This window comes from Streptomyces sp. NPDC051320, assembly GCF_040682175.1.
Taxonomy (GTDB): Bacteria; Actinomycetota; Actinomycetes; order Streptomycetales; family Streptomycetaceae; genus Streptomyces.
Genome location: NZ_JBFBAL010000023.1, coordinates 1 through 19,442, shown reverse-complemented (window position 1 = coordinate 19,442; position 19,442 = coordinate 1). Strand labels below are relative to the sequence as shown.

17 protein-coding genes are annotated in these 19,442 nt (G+C 69.3%); all 17 read right to left on the bottom strand.

Features of this window, described 5'->3' with window-relative positions; genetic code table 11:
- Positions 1 to 21: 21 nt before the first annotated feature.
- The 17 genes from AB0M87_RS31485 to AB0M87_RS31405 all read right to left on the bottom strand — a co-directional run bounded on the left by AB0M87_RS31485 (position 22) and on the right by AB0M87_RS31405 (position 19,259).
- On the bottom strand, positions 22 to 918 hold the full coding sequence (locus tag AB0M87_RS31485; RefSeq protein ID WP_365859054.1) for a hypothetical protein: 897 nt from the start codon (positions 916 to 918) through the stop codon (positions 22 to 24).
- Positions 915 to 1,898: a type II secretion system F family protein gene (locus AB0M87_RS31480; RefSeq protein ID WP_365859052.1), complete on the bottom strand. Its 984-nt coding sequence runs from the start codon at positions 1,896 to 1,898 to the stop codon at positions 915 to 917. Before AB0M87_RS31480 ends, AB0M87_RS31485 begins: the two co-directional genes overlap by 4 nt.
- Entirely contained in the window at positions 1,895 to 3,427 is a 1,533-nt protein-coding gene (locus AB0M87_RS31475) for an ATPase, T2SS/T4P/T4SS family (protein WP_365859050.1), read from the bottom strand. The genes AB0M87_RS31480 and AB0M87_RS31475 overlap by 4 nt, the downstream gene beginning before the upstream one ends.
- The gene (locus AB0M87_RS31470) at positions 3,424 to 4,326 is read right to left on the bottom strand and encodes a hypothetical protein (protein WP_365859048.1); all 903 of its coding nucleotides are present in this window, start codon (positions 4,324 to 4,326) and stop codon (positions 3,424 to 3,426) included. The genes AB0M87_RS31475 and AB0M87_RS31470 overlap by 4 nt, the downstream gene beginning before the upstream one ends.
- Complete coding sequence (locus AB0M87_RS31465) at positions 4,326 to 5,003, bottom strand: SAF domain-containing protein (protein WP_365859046.1); 678 nt, start codon at positions 5,001 to 5,003, stop codon at positions 4,326 to 4,328. Before AB0M87_RS31465 ends, AB0M87_RS31470 begins: the two co-directional genes overlap by 1 nt.
- 20 nt (positions 5,004 to 5,023) lie before the next feature.
- Complete coding sequence (locus tag AB0M87_RS31460) at positions 5,024 to 5,665, bottom strand: ATP/GTP-binding protein (RefSeq protein WP_365859044.1); 642 nt, start codon at positions 5,663 to 5,665, stop codon at positions 5,024 to 5,026.
- Positions 5,666 to 5,895: 230 nt separating this feature from the next.
- Entirely contained in the window at positions 5,896 to 6,333 is a 438-nt protein-coding gene (locus AB0M87_RS31455) for a hypothetical protein (protein WP_365859042.1), read from the bottom strand.
- Between the two features lie 484 nt (positions 6,334 to 6,817).
- Positions 6,818 to 7,720, bottom strand: a complete 903-nt coding sequence (locus tag AB0M87_RS31450; protein ID WP_365859040.1) for a replication-relaxation family protein — start codon at positions 7,718 to 7,720, stop codon at positions 6,818 to 6,820.
- The gene (locus AB0M87_RS31445) at positions 7,720 to 10,332 is read right to left on the bottom strand and encodes an ATP/GTP-binding protein (RefSeq protein ID WP_365859038.1); all 2,613 of its coding nucleotides are present in this window, start codon (positions 10,330 to 10,332) and stop codon (positions 7,720 to 7,722) included. The genes AB0M87_RS31450 and AB0M87_RS31445 overlap by 1 nt, the downstream gene beginning before the upstream one ends.
- Positions 10,311 to 10,436 carry a hypothetical protein gene (locus AB0M87_RS31440; RefSeq protein ID WP_365859036.1) on the bottom strand — a complete coding sequence of 42 codons (126 nt, stop codon included), beginning with the start codon at positions 10,434 to 10,436 and terminating at the stop codon, positions 10,311 to 10,313. Before AB0M87_RS31440 ends, AB0M87_RS31445 begins: the two co-directional genes overlap by 22 nt.
- Positions 10,437 to 10,472: 36 nt before the next feature.
- Positions 10,473 to 10,943, bottom strand: coding sequence for a hypothetical protein (locus tag AB0M87_RS31435; protein ID WP_365859034.1), 471 nt, complete (start codon positions 10,941 to 10,943; stop codon positions 10,473 to 10,475).
- Positions 10,940 to 12,091: a bifunctional lytic transglycosylase/C40 family peptidase gene (locus AB0M87_RS31430; RefSeq protein WP_365859033.1), complete on the bottom strand. Its 1,152-nt coding sequence runs from the start codon at positions 12,089 to 12,091 to the stop codon at positions 10,940 to 10,942. Before AB0M87_RS31430 ends, AB0M87_RS31435 begins: the two co-directional genes overlap by 4 nt.
- Positions 12,088 to 14,697: a hypothetical protein gene (locus AB0M87_RS31425; RefSeq protein WP_365859031.1), complete on the bottom strand. Its 2,610-nt coding sequence runs from the start codon at positions 14,695 to 14,697 to the stop codon at positions 12,088 to 12,090. Before AB0M87_RS31425 ends, AB0M87_RS31430 begins: the two co-directional genes overlap by 4 nt.
- Positions 14,697 to 17,378, bottom strand: a complete 2,682-nt coding sequence (locus AB0M87_RS31420) for an ATP-binding protein (protein WP_365859029.1) — start codon at positions 17,376 to 17,378, stop codon at positions 14,697 to 14,699. Before AB0M87_RS31420 ends, AB0M87_RS31425 begins: the two co-directional genes overlap by 1 nt.
- Positions 17,375 to 18,025 (bottom strand): hypothetical protein, encoded by a 651-nt coding sequence (locus AB0M87_RS31415; protein WP_365859027.1) that lies wholly within the window; start codon positions 18,023 to 18,025, stop codon positions 17,375 to 17,377. Before AB0M87_RS31415 ends, AB0M87_RS31420 begins: the two co-directional genes overlap by 4 nt.
- A complete protein-coding gene (locus tag AB0M87_RS31410) occupies positions 18,022 to 18,297 on the bottom strand; it encodes a hypothetical protein (RefSeq protein ID WP_365859099.1) in 276 nt (91 codons plus the stop codon). Before AB0M87_RS31410 ends, AB0M87_RS31415 begins: the two co-directional genes overlap by 4 nt.
- A 53-nt stretch (positions 18,298 to 18,350) precedes the next feature.
- Positions 18,351 to 19,259 carry a conjugal transfer protein gene (locus AB0M87_RS31405; protein WP_365859026.1) on the bottom strand — a complete coding sequence of 303 codons (909 nt, stop codon included), beginning with the start codon at positions 19,257 to 19,259 and terminating at the stop codon, positions 18,351 to 18,353.
- Positions 19,260 to 19,442: the final 183 nt, after the last annotated feature.

The following is a 19,442-nucleotide window of genomic DNA, read 5'->3' as shown; positions in this document are numbered from 1 at the left end:
ACAGGGTTCTTTTCGCACAGGTCAGATGGAAGTCAGGGCGTGGAAGGCGGGATAGGCGAACAGCGCGAGCGTCACCGCGAACAACAGCGTGCCGGGCACGACCAGGCGCTCGGAGGCCGCGTTCGCCGCCCCCTGCTTGTCGGTCAGCAGCCGCTGGCGCAGGATCACCGCCTGCGTCTCCAGGGTTTTCTGGATGGAAGCTCCCGCGCCCGCCAGGCTGAAGCTCTCCGCTGGGCCGATCAGTTCGGGGATATCGAGCTGCTCACCGAGCTGCCGCAGCGCTTCCCACTGGGGGAGCCCGGCGAGCTCGGCACGCTTCAGCGCCGCCCGGATCCGAGTGAGGATCCAGTGGTCGCCGACCTCGGCGGTGCGCTGGACCGCTGCTTCAGGCCCGACGTTGGCGCCGCGCTCCAGCTGGGCCCGCTCAAGGAACGAGGCGACGGCGTAGCGGACCTCCCGGCGCGCCGCTTTGGCTGTGGAGCGGACGTCGACGTCGGCGCTGAACCAGATGTACGCGGCGAAGAGGACCGATGCCAACAGGGGCAGCACGAAGGGCAATGTGGTGCCGCCCAGCATCAGCAGCAGCACGCACAGTTGCGGCATCACCAGGGCCAGCAGAGACCCGAGCACCTTGGTGCCCACATGACGGGCGACGGACTTGTCGAGCAGGTCCAGATCGGCGCGCGGCACAGTCAGCCGGTGCCCGGCGGACTTGAGGATGCTCTCCCCGGCCCGCTCCCACACCGAGACCGTGGCAGGTCCGTCACCGGGCTGGGAGGCCCCGGTGGTGCGCTGGGCGTGCTCCAGCCGGTCGAGGACCGCCTCCATGTCGGGTCGCGACGGCAGGAGTTCCCTGACAACAAGGAAGAGACCGCCGCCGATGACGGCCCCGCACAACAGTCCACTTCCCTGCATCATCGACGTGCCTCTTCTGCTGTCCGGGGCCAGTTGCCCGTTCTCGGCGCTGTGCCCGGCCCGGGGGAGCCGGCCGGCACGGCTCTTGCGACCGGGACGGTGGCAAGCGGGTCCAGGAGCCGGGGTGATGGCGGGTTGACCGCGAGTTTGCGCAACCACACGAGGGCGGCCGCGAAGAGGCTGCCCAGCACGAGGAGGACCAGCTGCCCCACCGTGGTGCGGTAGACCTGTCCCCAGCTGTTATTGGTGACGATGTAGAACCCGATGGCCAGCGAGATGATCGACACCCACCGGGTGGAGGTGCGAACCTTGTTCCGCTCGGCGTCGATGACGCGCAGGTTGTTGGCCTCGCGCTCCGTCAAGGAAGCCATCGACTGCAAGGCACGGCCCAGGCCGGGGCCGTGGTCGTGCGTGTGAGTGAGGAAGAGCAGCACGACGTTGTCCACCGCGCCGTCTAAGAAGGCATCCGCGAACTGGCGGTAGGCGCCACTGGGATTCACGCCCATCCGCAGGCGTGCCGCCAGTGTGCGCACCGGAGTGCGGACCGCGGCTGGGGCCCGCGCGGACGACGTGTCGATCGCCGCCTCCAGTGTGGTGCCGGCCTGGTGGACTCCGGCGAGTTGCTGCAGCCACTCCGCGAGCGCCTCCAGCCGCACGACCTGCCTCTCACTGGTGCCCGCCGGATTCCAGATCCACGGCACGCCCAGGACCGTGGCCCCCGCCAGGAGACCGTGCACCGGGCGCTCGGTCAGCAACCAGGTGCCCACCGTTGCGATCCCCGCGGTCATGGCCACGAGTCGGTATTTGGAAGCCCATTGCTCCGGCAGGCCGGCCATCGCCCGCTGCCAGCGCACCACCACCGGCGATTGGGGCCGTCCCGTCGGTGCGGGTACGTGCATCGCCCCGCAGACGATGAACAGCACACCGCCCACGATCAGGGCCCCGCACAGGGCGCCGAGAAGACTCCACTGATCGCTGCTCATGCTGCTACCGCCCGTCCGACGAGATTCAGTGGGGCGGGCCAGGTGCCGTGCTGCGGTACGGTCAGCCAGGCCCGGTGGAATCCCGCTTCGTTCTCCAGCTCCTCGAGGCAGCTGGGTGCGAGCTTGGGCACCGCGCGCGGGTCACCACCGGTCGCGGGGGCGAAGATCTCCTGCAGGGAGGGGCGGCCTTCCTCGCCGGGAGAGACCTCCAGAACGTGGGAGACGAAGCGGTGTCGGCGGCCGCCGATGCGGGTCTGGTCGATCTGCCGCAGGAAGACGATGAAATTGACGGCAGTGCCCACCAGTTCATGGACGTCGTCGCGGTGCATGCCCTGGCACAGGGTGACCATCCGCGGCAGGACCAGCTTGGGGTACGCGGCGTGGACGGTGCACATAGATCCGGCGCCGCCGGCGCTCATGGCCTGCAACATGGCGATGGCCTCGTTGTCGCGTACCTCGCCGACGATGACGCGGGTGGCGAGCATGCGCAGTGTCTGGGGGAACATGTCGGCCACCGAGATCCGGCCGACCTGCTGGCCTTCGATGACTTCGCCGTTGGATTCGCGTGACTCCATCGCCAGGACGTGCGCGCCGCCCTCCGTGTCCTCATCCAGGAACAGTTCACGGTCCGACTCCAGAGTGATCACCCGCTCCTCGGCCGGGATCTTGCGGCCCAGCGCACGCAGCAGGGATGTTTTGCCCACTCCCATGTCTCCGGCGATCAGAATGTTCTTCCTCGCCAGAACCAGGGCGTGCAGGAAGGCACCCAGGGAGGGGCTGAGGGTGCCCCATTCCTGCAGCTGCTCCAGTGAGGACTTGCGGATGCGGTGGCGGCGGATTCCCAGGAACGGGCGGGTCGTCAGAAGGGTCGCGGAGGCGCGTGAGCCGTCCGGGAGGCGGAAGTTGGCCATGGGTGAGGTGGGAGACAGCCGCCGTTCACGGTGCCCGGAGCCTGACGCCAGACGGTTGATGAGGTCGATGAGTTCCTCGTCCGTGCCGGCCACGGCGGGAACCTGCTCGGTGGGCCGGTCGAAATACTCGACCAGGACCGTCGACCCGTCGACAACGATGTTCTCCACATCCGGGTCGTCCAAGTACTTCTGCAGCGGCCCGGCGTGGAAGACGGCGTCGTACACCGCCTGGGCCACGTTCTCTACCTGGGCGGTACTCAGCGGGGCGTGGCTGCGCCCGTACTGGACGGCCCACTGAGACACCCGCTCCGCGACCAGTGAACGGGACCGTTCCCGCCGTGCCGTCTCGGTGGGCAGGGGCTGTGCTTCGTCGGCGGCAACGATGTCGTCGGAGACAGCGTCGCGCAGCGAGGTGATCAGCTCCCACTCCACGGGCAGGGTTCCCGGAAGGTCGCCCAGACCTCGCGGGGAGGCAGCGCCGCCTTGTACGGGCACCACCGTCTTCGCGCCGCCCGGCCGGGCGGCGGGCACCGCCGCCGGGTGGGGGGCGAGGGATTCCCGGAGAACGTCCTGAAGCCTTTGATGCTGGGGCTGTCCGTTGTGCTGGTCCGGGCTCACCGTGTACTGCCCGTCACCGGGCCGAGGACCGGCTGCACGGCGGACAGACGCTGCAGGACTCCCGCCACCACTGGGGAGCTGACGGGGGCTGCGGGCATGTCCAGTGCGCGACGCCGGTTGGCCGCCTCAACGGCCAGGAGTTGGCAGGTCTTGCGGGCCTGCTTGAGCAGTGCCAGTTTGGACAGCCGCACCGGGTTCGGGGAGCCGTGGGTCAGCAAGGCCCCCGCGGTGGTGTCCCACGGCAGGATGTCCACCACTGGCACGCGCAGCCGCCTCGCGATCGCGTCGGAGCGCAGCCCGCCCCGGCCGGCGGACAGCTCCTGCACCAGCACCAGGCGCAGCGCTTCGGCGCCGCTCCCGGAACGCTCCAGGTCGTCCTGCAGCGCGCGTACCAGGGGCAGTGACTGGGCAACCGAGGTCAGGGTGTTGCGGACCACCAGCACCACCACATCCGCACGGTGGGCCAGGGCGGCGGGAAAGAGTGTCGGATGGACCCGGCCGGGCTCGACAGCCACCCGGCCGGCGTCGACCACGACGTCGTAACCGGCGTGCTGGTCCATCGCCTGAATCAACAGCGCGAGCGGTTCCCACACCCCTGCCAGGGCGGGAGCCTGCGTGGGGTCGGTCAGTCCGGGCAGGATCAGCCGGTTGCCGTCCTGGTCGAGTGTGCGCAGATGCCCCTCGAACGCTTCGGGCAGCTGGTGCTGGAACTGGGCCTGGGCCAGATGCCACAGCCCGACCTCACCGCCCCACTGGCCCTGCCGGTAACCGGTGCGGATCGAGCCCTGGTGGGCGTCGGCTTCCACCAGCAGTGAGGGGCGCGGGCCCGCCAGGGCGAGTGCCAGGGACGTCACTGTGGCTCCGCTGCCGTGCGCGGAGGCCACCATGAGCACAGACATCAGCTCTTCGCTTTCAGCACGATCGCGATGCGTCCGGCATCGGCGGCCACGCTGCTGCTGTCCGCCTGCGCCACCGCGACCTGGACCACCACATCCCCACTCGTGGAGGGACGCCCGACGGCCACTACGCGCCCGGAGACCTCCTTGGGTGCCGCCGTCTTGTCCGAGGTGACTTCTCCGTCGCGGGGCGTGGTCACCAGCCGGATGCCGTCACCGGGGTGGAGTGCGTCAACGGGCGCCATGCCCCGTTTGACCTCGACGGCGACCAGTTCCTCGCCCGGCCGCAATGTGCTGTTCCCGGCGAGTTGCCGTGCGGTGAGGAGAGATCCCTCGCTGAGGGCGACCGCAGCCCGCCGGCCGACCATCTTGGAGCGCTGGGTGGCGGGCGTGGTGTTGAGGCCGGGTTCGGGCGGAAGTGCCACGACCCGCAGATCAGCAGCGCCGATCTTCTGGCCGACTGGCACGTCGTGCGCCAGTACCAGCACGTCTAAGCGGTCACTGGAAGCGTTGAGCAGCCCGGCCACTCCGATCGCTCCGGCCAGCACCATGACGGCGCCGATGACCATGAACGACCGCCTGCGCCGCCTAGGCGGCAGCGGATCGCTGATCTCAACATCCGGCCTCACCAGCGGGCCGGCTCCCGGAGGCACGGCCACCGCTGCCCTGTTGCTCTTCATGCCCCGCCTGTCCATCTCTCTCAGTCCTGGAGAACGTGCATCTCGCCGACGGCGACCGTGAAGGCGCTCTCGCGTACTTCGGTCATCACCCCGGTCGCGCCGCCGCCCCCAGTCACCTGCCAGTTGACCGTCCAGGTGGCCGTGGCCGACCCGTGGAACCGGCTGCCCTGCTCGTCCATAGATGCCTTGCTGTAGCGGTGACCGCAGGTGGGTGACGCACTCATGCCGTACGACACCTTGTACGGCGTCCCCGGCCCGCGGCAGGTCACGCTCGTGCCATCACCCATGTCCCACTTGATGGAGGACACTGTCGCCGTCGCCGACACCGTGACCCCTCCCGCGCTCGCCGACGCGGTATTGGGTCCGTAGATGGTGGCGCCGCGGTGCACCCACATCCATGTCGGCACCCCGACGATGTACTTCCCGGCGGCCCGCGGGCTGCGGACGTCGGGGCCCACCAGACGCATCGAGTCGACCGCCCGCCGCGCCAAGACCGCCGGGTCGATCACCGCCGCAGCCGGGGGTTTGGCGAGCACGGCTGTGTCGTAAGCGGGGGTACCGCCGCCCGCAGGGGTGCACAGGCGGTAGTACAGGTCACCGTCGGAGGCCGATTTGCCGTCCCACATCGAGCTGCCGGCCGGCGGCTGGGGATTGGCCTTCATGTAAGTGCATTTCGCAGCGTCCTTGCTGCCCCCGCCCTTCTTCGCCGATCCGCTGGAGGCAGGCCCGGTCCCCGTTGTGCCGCTTCCAGCGGGGGAGCCGGGCACCTTTGTTCCGACGCAGATCGCGACGATCTTGCAGTTGTGGACGTCCCCCGATGGCCCGTCCGCAGCTGAGGCGCGGGGTGCTGTGACGAGTAGCGTGCAGCAGGCCAGAGCGATGGGGAGTCGTCTCAGCACGCGCGGGCCTGCGGCGTCGTCTTGACGATGACCCATTTGCCGTCCCAGACCTCGGCTGTCACGACGCTGATGTATCGCTTGAGCCGGTCTTTCGGCAGTGGCATCTCCTTGCGCGTCTTCCGCTTGACCATCTTCCAGTTCGTCACGTCGAGACAGTCCTGGATGGTGGCCTGGGGCACCGTGCGTTTGCGATCCATTGTGGTGACGGTCGCCTTGGACACCGGGCGCCCCGTCATGACCAGACCGCCGTCCTTGAGTGACGCTGTCTCCTGCTGTGCCTGCAAACGCGCGGTTCCCACGGCATAGGTGTTGAGATCGGTTCCTGACACCGTGGCCTGGGCGTAGGCGGCGGTCACTTCGCGCCAGTAATTGCTGTAGACGGCCAGTACCGCCGTCTTGGCCTGGTCGTCCGGATTCGCGGCGGCCGTCACGGACGGCGAGGCACTGTTCGAGGGCGCTGCACTCGAAGCCGGCTGCGACGGGCTGTCATCGGCGGAAGAGGATGAAGAGCCCGAGCACCCCGTCAGGGCGAGCACCGCACAGGCGCCGAGCGCGACGGACAGGTGGTACCTGCGGCGATGGTGCTGCGAAGAAATCAAGACGCCCTCCCCATGGGGTCCTTCATGCCGAGTTGGCCGTGCAGTTGTCCCGGCCCGCCCCGGGTGTGCGGCTGAACTCCGCCTACGTGCTGCGGAATGTCGCGCTCGGTCACAGCGCGCTCTCCATACGCTACATAACTCTGCGTCAAGATCCCAGTCAGATTCTGTGATTGAGCTTCGCAACGGTTCGCGTTCTGCGTATGAACTGACCAGGAATCACCGTTGATTGCGAAGCTCGCACATGGGATCAATCCGCATATGCCACTCCAAACGAGGCAGCCCTTGTCTGCCGCGAGGCGAGACGGCCGGCTCGAACTCACAGCTCGGTCCACGACGTCCGCTCCCCACCGGCGAGCGGCTGCCACACTGCAGCGCTGGTGCCGTGTTCCTCCAGGTCCTCCAGCACGGCAGCGGCCAGAGGTACCGCCCGGGCGAGGGCAGCCACCGCGGGATGTTCGGCGGTCATGGCCTGCAGGTCCGCTACGCGGTGAGCCACGGTCCGTGCCGACGCACCGGTGAGAACGAACAGCACCCGGGGGAAGAGCGGGTACCACCGCTGCCACGATGGTGCAGGAGTCCTGGCGGGACGGCGCCCCGGCGGCACCGGCGTATAGATGTGCAGGCGGGCGTAGTCGATCAGCTTGGTCGCCAGACGCTCCGAGCTGGTGGTGGCGCGGTCGATTTCCACGAACGCCCGCAGCTTGGTGCGGTGCCCATCCGCAGAGAGCACCGTGTAATGCAAAACGGCGTCTGCGATGACCCGCTCACCGTCACCGAGCGAGTGCGCGACCTCCGGAGTCCAGTCCAGATGCGTGTGCTCGTCACCGCGCAGTCGTGCCTGCCGCACGAACGCCACATGCGCGCGAACAGCGGCCAGCGTATGGGGAGTACGCAGAGACGCAGCAGTCGTCGAGGTGATCGGATACGGGGGCCGGCCGCGCAACGCCGGCCAGTCGCGCGTCAGACGCGCCCCCTCGGGGGTTAGGTACCAGGCAAGCGAGCGCCCGGACGCAGGTAGCGTCACCCGGTCGACGAACCCTTGCCCACGCAGCTTGTTGAGTGGCTCCAAAATGGCCTGACGGCTGGCGAGAGGCCGCAGCAGCGTGTGCATCTGCGCGGTGGTCGCCATACGGTGCTGCGCCAGCACGGTCATCACCTGGTAGGGCAGTGGTTCCGCGCCGTGCGGGGCGTAGGCGGAAACGGTCTTGGCTTCGATCATCACTGGTATCCCCGGGTCGTCTTGGAAAGGATCACCCTGGCCGCGGGCTTCTGGTTCGTTACAAACGCCAGGACCCGCGCCTGCTGGTCGGTGGCCCTGCGGGTGAGGAGGGACAGGCCGGTGCATCCGGCGGCGGTGCGGGCGGCGTGCTCCAGCCGTCCGGTGTCCTTCGGCTTGGCCAGGGCCGCGAAGACGCTGTCCAGATGGGGGCCTTCCAGGAGCAGCGGTCCGATGCGCTTTCCGCGCACCGTCAGCGACACGTAGTGGCTGTAGCGGTCCAGCGCCGCGACATCGTCGGGAGAGGGGCGCTCCCCCCATTCGTCGGTGATCGCACTGACCGCCGACTTGGAGCCCGCAGTGGTGGCCAGCGAGCTGGAGTTCTGCAGCAGCGACTGGCGTACCGGCCCCGGAAGCCGGGAGAGCAGTTGGGTCATGCCGTGGACCTGGAGCCGGTATTTGCGGAAGTCCTCAAACATCGCTGCGATCGTCTCCGGCGCGGATCCGGTGAGGGTGATCAGCTCGTCCATGTAGATGCGGAACGGCACCCGCTGCTCTGGGCCCACACTGTGACGCGAGCGCCCGGCACGCAGCAGATCCCGGGCGAGGAGGGCAGTCATCAGCCGGTCGGTCGGCCCGTTGCCCGCCGTGCACACCCACACGATCATTCTTTTGTCCATCGCCGCACGGATGTTGTACACACCGACCGGCTGTCCCAGGAATGCCCGGGAGACGGGGTGGGCGGCCAGGCGGGCCAGGGGGTTGAGGATGACCCCGAACGCGTCCGGCGGGAACGTGGGAAAAGTGGAGCTCCACCAGGAGGCGCTGTCCGCGCCAAGGACCGGCTCCACACTGTCCAGCACAGCGGCCCGGAAGTCCGGGTCGACCAGCAGCGGACGGACGTGGAACAACGTCGCCTGATCCTGAGGCTTTCCGGCGCGGCAGGCGAGACGGTTGAGCGCGGTCAGCACGGTCAGGGCGGCCGTGAAGATGGTGATGGCCCGCGGTGCGCGCAGGTCGTCCCAGCCCAGAGCGGAAGCGAAGGCGTCCACGACGGCTTCCACCACCTCGTGGACGGGGCTCTGATGGTGCATGCCGATCGGGTTCCACGAACTCAGCTGCGGCTGCGGACCGTCGCCGTTCAAGTCAATCAGGGCAATGCGCTGCGCGATCTCCTTGTGGGCGAGATAGGGGGCGGCACGCCGCCAGGAGTCACGGTGGGGGTCGATGAACATCAGCCCGCCGCCGCTGTGTGCGACGCCGATCGCCTGGGCGAGAGCACGCTCGGTCTTGCCACCGCCCGCTTTACCCACCGCTGTTTCGAACATAGTCTCCTCGGCGTAGGAGGCGATCAATCGCGCCCGCCCGTCACTCCCGCGGTGGATGCCCTGCAGCACCAAAGCTCCATTGCCGACCTCGAAAGTCGGCACATCCGCATCCAGAAGCGGCAGCCGGCAGTGCTTCGTCGGCGGTTTCAGCAGCCCCGAGAGCTCCTCGAGGCCCACCCAGTTCGCGCGGGGCGGCTGGCACTGTCCCATGTCCCACCGCGTATCGAAGCGCCTGCGGGCCGGGCCGCTGTCACAGCCCAGCCGCCATGGGCCGAGCCGCACACCCCTCATTGCCAGCCGGGCACGGTCACCGAACACATCCAGCCCGGCCTGGATCTGCGCGAGGCGTGCCTGCGCCCGCCCCTCCACGTCCGAAGCGCATTTGACGAGGATCTGCACCCGCATCAGCTGGACGTCCTCCGCCAGCTTGCCGAGTGCCTCAGCACGCTCCACCCGGCGAGGCGCCGGCGGCAGAACCGTCTGCCGGGCGGCGCCGGGTGAACGGGAGCTCAGAAGCTGCTGGATATGCATGACCACCGAGTCACCACGACGCTGCGCATCCTGGTGTGCCCACCGGGCGGCCCGCCCGAATTCGCCACGCTCCCGCCTGCGGGCTTTGTCCATGAGCTGCCAGCGCCGTGCCCGCAGAATCAACCGGGGGCCACGCTGTATGTCGACGGTGACCTCGGCCAGGTCTCCGAGACTGCTGCGCAGATCGGCGACCGCATCCACAAGAGGCTGCAGCGGATCGGGTTCCAGCGGCACATCACGCAGTGCTGCCACCGGATTGCCGCGCAGGATGAACTCCGCGCGCACCTCGTGCTGGCGCGGCTTGTCCGGTGGCTGCTTGATACGGACGACCCGCACGTGCGGGCCGAACGGTGTGCTGGTCAGTAGCCGTTCCGCTCCGGCAGGGCCCTCGATGCGGTAGGAGAGTGCGGTGCTTCCGTCTGCCCGCAGCCGGATCCTCACAGCCCGGTTGCGGGCGGGAGCCCACCAGGGGAGCGCTCCGCATGCCCTCGACAGCTGGACTCCGCGTCGGAAGATCTCCTCCACGCTCGGATTGAACTGCCGGGAGGGCACGAGCTCCAGCACCATGCGTTCCTGCGACGCCTTGCCTGCCAGGCGCCGTATGACGTTCTGGGTCCCGCCTGCGACAACGGCGACACACAGCGCGAACCAGTACCAGTGCGCGGCGGCCCACTGGAAAGCGTGCAGCAGTCCGGCAACCGTTTCTGGGAGCGCACTGGCCAGTTCGGGGCGGTTCAGCGCGATTGCTTGCTCCATCGTCGGCCTCCTTGCGTTCCGGTGGAGTGGAAGTGCAGGTCGGTGATGCGGCCCTCGGTGAAGGTGCCGCCGCGGTCGGCTGCCGCCCACACGAGGTGCACCACCGCCGCCCGCGGTCCTTCCCGGCGAGCGATCACCGCCTAGATACGGAAACGCGTGAACTCGGGCACCACCGCGCCCTTCCTGTCCGTCTCGCCGGGCTGGCCCTTACCGGTCGCGTCTGTGCGCAGCAGGGCGGAGCCCAGCAAGCGGAGCTGGTGCTCATCCGCAGCCGGCAGGTCGGCGGGCCAGCTGCGTTCCAGGAGCTGCTGGATGGCCGGATCGCCCGCCGGGCCGTCGCCCCGATCCGGAATAATCCCCTCCGTCTTTCTGGTCGGTGGGGGGGACGTACGCACCTCACGGCTGGGCTGTGCGGCGGGCGCCGGCGCCGCGGCCGCAGGGGTACCCGACGCCCTCGCTGAGAAGGAGGCGGCGGGGAGAGCCGCTCGTGCGACGGACATCGGCCGGGGTGGAGAGTCGGAGTGCGGGGCGACCAGGACCAAGCCGGTGATCAGGAGCAGGATGGTTCCGGCGAGCAGGGCCCACGGTCTTCTTCTCGGGGTGGCTGTCATAGCAACCGTGCCCCTCCCGCGAATCCGGACATGGCCGTCACCGGGTCCAGGCGCACGGTGGTGCCGGGACGGGCCGCATCGACCATCTGCCCGCCGCCCACATACAGACCCACGTGATAGATCGTGGAGTCCCGGCCGGGGGCGTAGGCGAAGAAGACCATGTCGCCGATGTGAAGGGCGCCGGCGCCGCTACTGGCTGGAATGCGCTTGCCGAAACCGGCCTGGGCAGAGGCGAGGTGCGGGAGTTCCAGCCCGGCATGGGCGAAGGCGTACATCATCAGCCCGGAGCAGTCGTAGCCGCTGATGGACTCCCCGCTCTTGCCACCGGGCGAGCAGCACACTCCCCTCGAGGGCCCCTTGCTGTTGCCGCCGCCCCAGGAGTAGGGAACCCCACGCTGGGAGAGGGCCGCTTCGACGACCTTGCGCACGCGTCCGGGAGCATCGGTGAGATCGGGCCCCGCACCGGAGGACCGGTACTGCTCGATCCACCCGAGCACGTTGTCGACGTAGGAGTTCGAGTGGTTGTACTGGTAGATCGCGGCCCGCAACTGTGAGTCCTTTGTGAGATCACGCCCGTGCCCGCACAGGTACACCGCGGCACCCAGGGCGGCATCGTTGGCGTTGTGCGGATCGCTGACCTTGTCTCCATTGGCGTCCCGGCCGGTTGAAGCCCAGGTGGACGGCAGGAACTGGAAGGGCCCCACCGCGCGCTCGCCCTGCGCGGTGCCGTCCCACTTACCTCCGTCGGTGTCCGCAACGGTTGATGTGTTGCCCCCGCTACCGGACCCGTTGAGGAGCACCCCGTAGATCCGAGGGCGGATGTCACCGTTCGCCGCGATGCTGTGCCCGACCGCCTGGTTCGACTCGACCTTGGCTATTCCGGCGAGCACCGGCCACACCAGACCCTTACAGGCGGGCACTTGGGAGGGGATGAGCTGGGCGGCGTTCTTGTAGGCGGCCAGCATCCGTGGGGGGATGTTCGCGCTCGAGCCTCCCGCGTCATCTTGCTGATCGGCCTGGGAACTCAGGGCGGCCGCGGCATTCAGTGTCGAGAGGAACGGTCCGGCGCAGCATGCGGCGCCGAACGCCAGCACCGCGGTGAGAAGGGCCCAGCGACGCCACCGCCGCACCCGGTGGGTGCCGCTCATGACGCATCATTACCGTCATGCCCGCTGCCCCAGGTGGGAGGCGGGTTCATCTGGGCTCGTTGCGCTTGCATGAGCGCATCCAGGATTCGGCGTCGCGCGTCGGCCACCGGATCATCTCCGCGAGCTGTGGCGGTCTGCGCAGGCCGGGGCCGGGGGCGGCCGGTGCCACCGAACGTGAAGGCGGCGGCTGTGCCCGTGTCACGGGCCGCTCGCCGGGCACGCGCGGCCGCGTCGGGGCCGTGGACACGGGCCGCGACATGGATACGCCGCCCCACATACCCAGTACCCCGGGCAGTCGCCCTGCCGGCCACAGCCGCGCCGCGCCCCACCTGCTGCCACTCCTGGCCGTCCTCACGCAGCCGCGCCCCCATGAGGTTGAGCTGCTGCCGGGTGTCCTGGGTGTACTGAGAGGAGGTGCGCCGTACATTTCCCGGCAGGCCGTAGGTGGCGCCGTACCCGATGTGGGCACCGCGGTTGAGGACGCGGTAGCCACGCAGGCGCACCATCCGGTTGTGCGCCCTCACAGCCAGCGGCGTGCGCGGTCCTTCCTGCGGATCGTCGCCGTCGTCGAGGATTTCGCCGGTCGTGCGGTTGACGCGCACCGTGTCGTGGTCCGTGCCACCGTCCCCGCCCGGCCCGTTACCGCGGTCTGTGCGGGGACGGCCCTGCCAGGAGGGGCGCGGTGTGGTGGTGTCGTCGTCCGCGACCGGGCGGCGCATTTTGTCCAGCAATTCGGGGCTGGGCCGGCGGCCGACCAGAAGCCCGTAGGCGCCGCGGACCGCGAGGCGCGCGCCGGTCATTCCGACAGCCAGGGGGGCGAGGCCCCGCCGGGCCTCAGCTCCGGCGTCGGCGAGGATCCGCTGCGGGTCCACGGGCATACCGGTGCCGTCGGTCATCGAACTCAGCGACTGCATCAGGCGCTGACGCGTGCCGAGACCCCCACCCCCACCCCCGTTCAATCGCATGCCGCCGGACAGGCCGAAACCGTTACCGCCAGAGCCGGCACCGCTCATCGCCAGGGCCGCGCCGATGTCGGAGTTGCCACCCAGGTGGGTTCCGCCGATCTTCGAGAACTGCATGCGCATCGCCATGCGCTGCCCGAACCCGGTGATGCCGCGCAGCAGCCACCGCTGCCCGGCCAGACCGACGATCGCCAGGACATCCAGGAGGAGGAGCCGCTCGGCGACCAGGTCGGGCCCGTTGGTGAAGACGGTGTCGATCGCGATCCCGAAGAAGGGGATGAACATGCAGACGCCGAACATCGTGGCAACGGAGATCGCGAACAGGGCGAGCCACTTCCACACGGCCTGCCGGCTGGGGCCGGGCAGCATCCCCCACACCAGGGTGATGCTACCGACCGATGCCGCTCCCACATCGGCCGCCTGCGTACCGAGCAGCACAATCGCAGCGGACAGGGCGATGCCGCAGATGAGCAGAGCGGCTACGGCGATCAGGGCTGCGCCTGCCGTGCGCCAGCCGGTGGGCTCCGCCGCGTACTCGGCCGCGGACTTACCGACCGGCCCGGTCTTCTTCAGGTCTGCCAGGAACGCGGCGAACTGCTGGTCGTCCTTGCTGAGGACGGGGGTAACGGAGTCCAGGAGCGATCCGCCCGGCGTGAGAGCGGGCAGCTCATCGGGGACGTCTGCCTTGGCGTTTGGGTCTTCGCAGTACTTCTTGCCGGGGCCATGGACCGACCGGCAGACATCGTCTGCCTTCTTGTCCTTGCCGTTCGCATCGGGCTTGTACCCACCCGTCACCCACTTGAGGTGCACGGCATACGCGGTGGCGTCGGACCTTTTGCCCGGGTCGAGGATGCACCCGTACTCGAGCAGCATGTACGGCTTGACGACCAGGGCGTTGGTCAGCGCGTCCTGGATGGGCCGGGCGACATCCGCTGCTGAGACGGGCTTGCTCGCCTCGTGCGCGGTGCAGGCCCGTTCGCTGTTCCCGGCCATGTTGTCGCACGGCCGCTGGGTGGCGATCTTCCCGCCCCAGTCGTGGGAATTGACGGTCTGCTGAGAGACCTCTGCTGCGGCCTGTTCGGTCTGGGCCAGCGGACCGTTGGAGGCCAGGAGGTAGTCGGGGCGTACGAATGCTGAGGCGGCGAACGCGGCGATCAGTAGCGTCAGGGCGATCTCCCCGAGGCCCTTGCTGACCTTCCCCCGCATGAAGAGGATCAGCCCGAATACGAACGCCCAGGCCAGCAGCAGCCCCTTCAAACCGAGTGTGTCGACGACCGCGTGGTTGTAGGCGTCCGACGCCTTCTGCCCCGGGCCGGCCAGCAGGTGCAGGACCGGCAGGCGGAACGCGAACTCCAGCGCCCAGCAGGCCAGCCCGACCAGCACCCGCACGAACGTGAACAGACCGCTCATCACGAACGTGTAGGCGTTGGATTTGAGGGAGAACACCGAGCCGCCCTGCGCGTTGAGTTCGTAGCCCTCGATGGGCACGCCTTCGGAGCTGTCCACGTTCAGCGGGGCCATCAGGTCATTGCCGCCGGCCTCACTGGCGGCGTAGGCGACCTGGGTGTTGACGGTGAGGAACACCCCCGCTAGTAGGACGACGAAGCCTGCTGCCCGCAGCGTTCCTCGGTCCGGGCGCCGCATCACGCCCGCCCCCCGGCATCGGCCTTGTCGGGCTGCTTTGTCAGGTTCCGGCCGCGGCTGGCGCCGGGCGTGGTGGTGATGTGTGAGGAGATCCTTTCGACGGACGGGATGACGACCTTGACGCGGCCGGTGTTCATCCGCGGGCACGTCAGCAGAAACTCGCCCGCCCGGGCCTTCTGGCCGACCGGCGACAGCCCGGTCCTCACCAGCCGCACCAACTCGGGGTCCGTGGGATCCAGGCCGATGAATTCCAGCCCCCGTACAGCGCGTTCTCGGTTGGCGGTACGCGCCAGGACGCGGTAGGAGAACAGCCCGCGGTCGGGGCCGAGCTCCTGTTCGTCGTGCGCTCCGGCGATCAATCCCGCGCCGTGCTTGCGGCCGTCGTGGAGGATCTCACTGATCAGGGCGGTGCCCTCGGCGGAACTGGTGAGCCAGTACAGCTCGTCCATGGCCACCGCGCAGAACCGTTCGGGGTCCTCGAACGCTGTCTGTCGGGCGATGGCTGCGATCAGATACAGCAGGGCCCGGCCGATCAGGGCTTCCAGGGGCTGCTGGCGTAGCACTTCGGGCTGGCTGAAGGCCTCCTTGGGTGGCAGTTTCAGCCCGGTGGTGGTGATCACGATCATGTCGCAGGAGCTGTCGGTGTCCAGGCGCACGACCGGCAGGGTCGGGTCGAAGGCCATCCGGCCCAGCGGATTGGACGCCACGATCTCCAGCAGGTCCACCAACGAGGCCGCGCTCTGTCCCCGTGTGTCGGGTCCGCCGGGTGTGGCCATAGCCCTGAGTTCGCCCACGACCTGGTGCAGTGACGGCTTCGGTCCGGACGCGGCGAGCTCGACCGCCCGGTTCAGCACGCCGCCGGCGGTGGTCATCGGGCCGATGCCCAGCTGCAGCGTCAGGTAGCTCAGCGCGTAGGTGACGCCTTCCGGGCGCCCGGCGAACACCCGCAGCGGATCGATGGAAATCTCCGCGGCCGCCGCATCGATGACCTGGCAGCGTCCGGCTGAGGCCACCGTGGCGAAGTTGGCCCATTCCCTGAGCGGAGTGCGGTCGATACAGATCGCGCGCCCGCCCCGGTCCACGACCGCCTGCGTGAGGAGCTTCTCCAGCACACTCTTGCCGCCGCCCAGATCGCCGGTGACGCCCACGGACGCGGACGCATCCGCCTTCGGTGCCTCCGCCACATTGATCAGCACCGGACGAGTAGTTCCGCTGTCCAGATCAAAGCCCAGCAGCATGCCGTCCGGATCGCCCACCTCGCTGCCGGTGAACGCACCGGCCAGGGCCCAGTCTTCGGAGACCTGATACTGGGTGAACTCCCGCAGAACCGCCGGACGGACCGCGCCGGGCAGCCCGAGTGTGAACAGAGATTCCTGCAGGCCGGCCGGACGCACCGCCCGGTAGTCCGCCCCGGCCAGCACGGACGTCAGCGCCCGGGCGCGTGCGTCACACAGGCCGGACGTCGGCCCCCACACGGTGAGCACCGTCACGGACTGCACCTCGACCTCCACCGAGGTACGGGAGAGCCGTTCATCGAGCTCTCCCAGATCCCGGGCGGCGCCACCCAGCGTGCTGGGCATGCCGGTGGGCCGCGCGTCGTACTGGTCGGCCTGGTCGACGAGCTCGGCCTTCTTGCGCTGTACCTGTGTCTGGGCCTTCTCAGCGGGCACCAGCGTCAGGTCGACGCAGTAGTCGACGGGAAACTCCATCAGCTCCAGCTGGGCGAACACGTCCGCGGCATCCGCGGCGACCGCCCGCGGGCACTCCGCCAGCGCCAGATGCGCCTGGTATCCGTGGCCTGCCTCGCTCTCCACCTGCAGCCACCGCCGACCCAAAGCGGAAAGTCCTCCGCCGGTGCGGCCCCACCGCCCGCCACTTCGCCGGCTGCTGCGCCGGCCGTCCGGCCTCCACTCGGCGGCCTCAGCCTGAGGGATGTCCTCGGTGCCGCCTTCGTGCAGACGGACCTGCCCGAGATCGGCGTAGCTGGGGGAGCGCAGGGTGTCATCACGCAGGACGCTGGCGTAGAGCCCGCTGGATTCGGCCTCACTGAGCAGTGGTTCGGGCAGACCGCGGCTGATCGCGTGCTGCATCATCCATACGACCTCGGCGGGCTTCGCCGGGCGGAAGGCCACCGAACCGCTGATCTGCGCCTCGATCCGCTCCGCCTGCTGACGATATGCGGCCACCTCGCGGCGCTTGATCACAGCGGGCGGCAGTCCCAGCGAAGCGGCGGCATCCGCCCATACCGCGCTGGCAGCCGCCATCGTGTGCCCCTGCTCGGCGGTCAGCGGAACGGCCAGCCACAGCGTCCGGCGGTGCATCTCCTGACCATCCAGCAGATTCAGGGCAGCTTGGGTGGACTCCACCCACGGGTGCGGGCCCGCATCTGAACCCTCGTCACCGGTCGGGGTGACTCCCTCGACCATCCGCCACGCGATCTCTCCCGGATCGACCTGCGCACACAGCCCGTACAACCGGGGCGCCCCGCTCAGGGAGCGCACCAGATGGGTGACCTTGGACAGCAACTCGTCCTGGGCCGGGGCGGGCACATACGTGCCGCGCACCGTCTCCTCAGGGTGACCCTGCTCGTCCGGGCCGGGATGCAGCCGGTACAGCGCCCACACCCCGCCCTGCAGCGACCATACGAGATGGCCTGCGATATGACGCACCGGAACCTTCATCGCTGCTTCCCTTCCTGGGTGGTGCGGGCCAGCAGCAGCTGAAGCGTGGAGGCAACCGCCGCTTCCGCTTGTTCAGTGGGCTCCGTGCTCACCGCTGCCGCCGGGCGCGCGACACGCGTCGCCTGGGCGGTAGGCGGTCGCGAGGGCCGCTGCTTTGCCTTCCGGGTCCGCGGCCGCAGATCGGCCCGCGAAACCCGGACGGCGCGGCGGGCCGGCCGGGCCACGCTGCGAACGGCCGCCTCACGGGGCGGCTCGGAAGACTCCTCCAGGTCCTGGACCACGAAGCCGCTCAACAGCGGTCGTGCCGAGCGGTCGTGTGCGCGGCGCCCGCCGATCCGCCCGGCTCCTGGCTGGGTCAGGAGCATCAGCCAGCCCGCGGCCGCCCACAGCGGTGCCCGTCCCGCGATCTTCGGTCGGCGCACGACCCAAATCATCAGGGCCCAGACGATCAGCGGAATCGGGCCCATCCAGGTCCACCACCGCACGCTCTGGATCAGCGCCACGGCTCCCACGACGGCGACCACGATCTGCGCCGGGGTGTAGGGGCCGAGCCACAGCTTGAAGTCGGCGACCTTCCCCAGCACCCAGGGATGGCGCCGCGCCGAGGTATAGAACCGTGCGACCCGCGCCGGGCTGTGCGTGCTCACAGCGTCTTCGATTCCGGACCGGGCGCGGTCGCTGGCTGGCCGGCCAGCGGCGCCAGCGGACGGACGATCGCGGGCGCGGACTTTGACGGGTTCTTGACCTCGTCGGAGAACATATTCGCCAGGTCATTGCGGGAGTTGTAGAGGCCCAGAGCGATTGCCATCATCAGTAGCGCCCCGATCCCCGCCTTGATGGAGAACCGCTGGACCATGTAGCCGACGACGATCACGACCAGGGCGGCCTTGAGTCCCTTGGTGCCCCAGTCGGTGAACATGGCGATCCACGAATTGCCGAGATCGTTGAGCTTCCCGGCCAGCAGCACGCTGTTCACTGGCCGCCCCCGGAGGAGAGGGCGGCGACTTCCCACCGGCCGGCTCGCGCGGACAGAGCCAGCTCGTAGGCCAGTGGCCACCGGCCACTCGCCGAGGTGGCCTGCACGTGCACAACGACATGGACCCGGGATCCGTCTGCCGGCACACCGGCGTCGCCTGCCGAATCCTCCTGTCCGGCCACCTCCTGCACCTCGACGCTGCGGTACGGGGCCGGTGATACCCCGGACATCCGCACCCGGGGCGCCAGGTAGCGGTCCACCCGTCCCTGCCCCGCCAGATACGCCCCCAGGAACTGGCCCACCGTCGATGTCAGTTCCCCACTGTCCGGAACGCTTACGGTGTACGCCGAACTCACGGCTGGCCCCGTCACGGGAGCGGCCACCTGCGCAGGGGCGCCCGTCACCACGACCGCGCCCGTGGCACGCACAGTGACCGGAACAGCGAAGTACGCCACACCACCACGGGCTGACTGCGCAGCCACCGTCACCGACCAGCGGTCACCGGAGAGCTGCGCACCGCGCACCGCAGTCGTCCGTTCAACGGCCGACTGCGCATCCGCTGCCGGCTCCGGCAGATCCACGTCGGGTGCCATTGACTGCGCAACACGGGCCTGCGCACTGTCCTGTCCCGCGTCGCTGCGCAGCCACGCCTGAAGGAACACCGCCGCGTATCCCGACGGGTCGGCCGTCTGCTTGTGGCTGCTGCCAACGGCGTGAACCGGTGCGGCAGCGGGGGGCGCCGTCGTCGTCGGTGACGCGAGCGAGACCAGCAGGGCGGCGGGACCCGCCGCGAGGGCTGCCCACAAGCCGGCCCGCCCCAGCCAGACCCTGCGCCGCATCTGCTGCAGGCTCGCACCTGCTGCCAGCGGCGGCCCCGGATCGCGATCCTTCTTCCTGCCAACCATGATGAACTCCCAGTTCAAAGACGACTGCTGTCCCTTGAAAGACAACGGACCGTCCCCGACCAGGAAGCCGACCCGGTCAGCCCGACCACGATCACAAACGCGTCACAAAGCCGTGGTGGGGGGTGTGGGGGGGGCCGACCCCCAACCCCGCCACCGCGGTGGGGCCCCCAGGGCCGGCCCCCC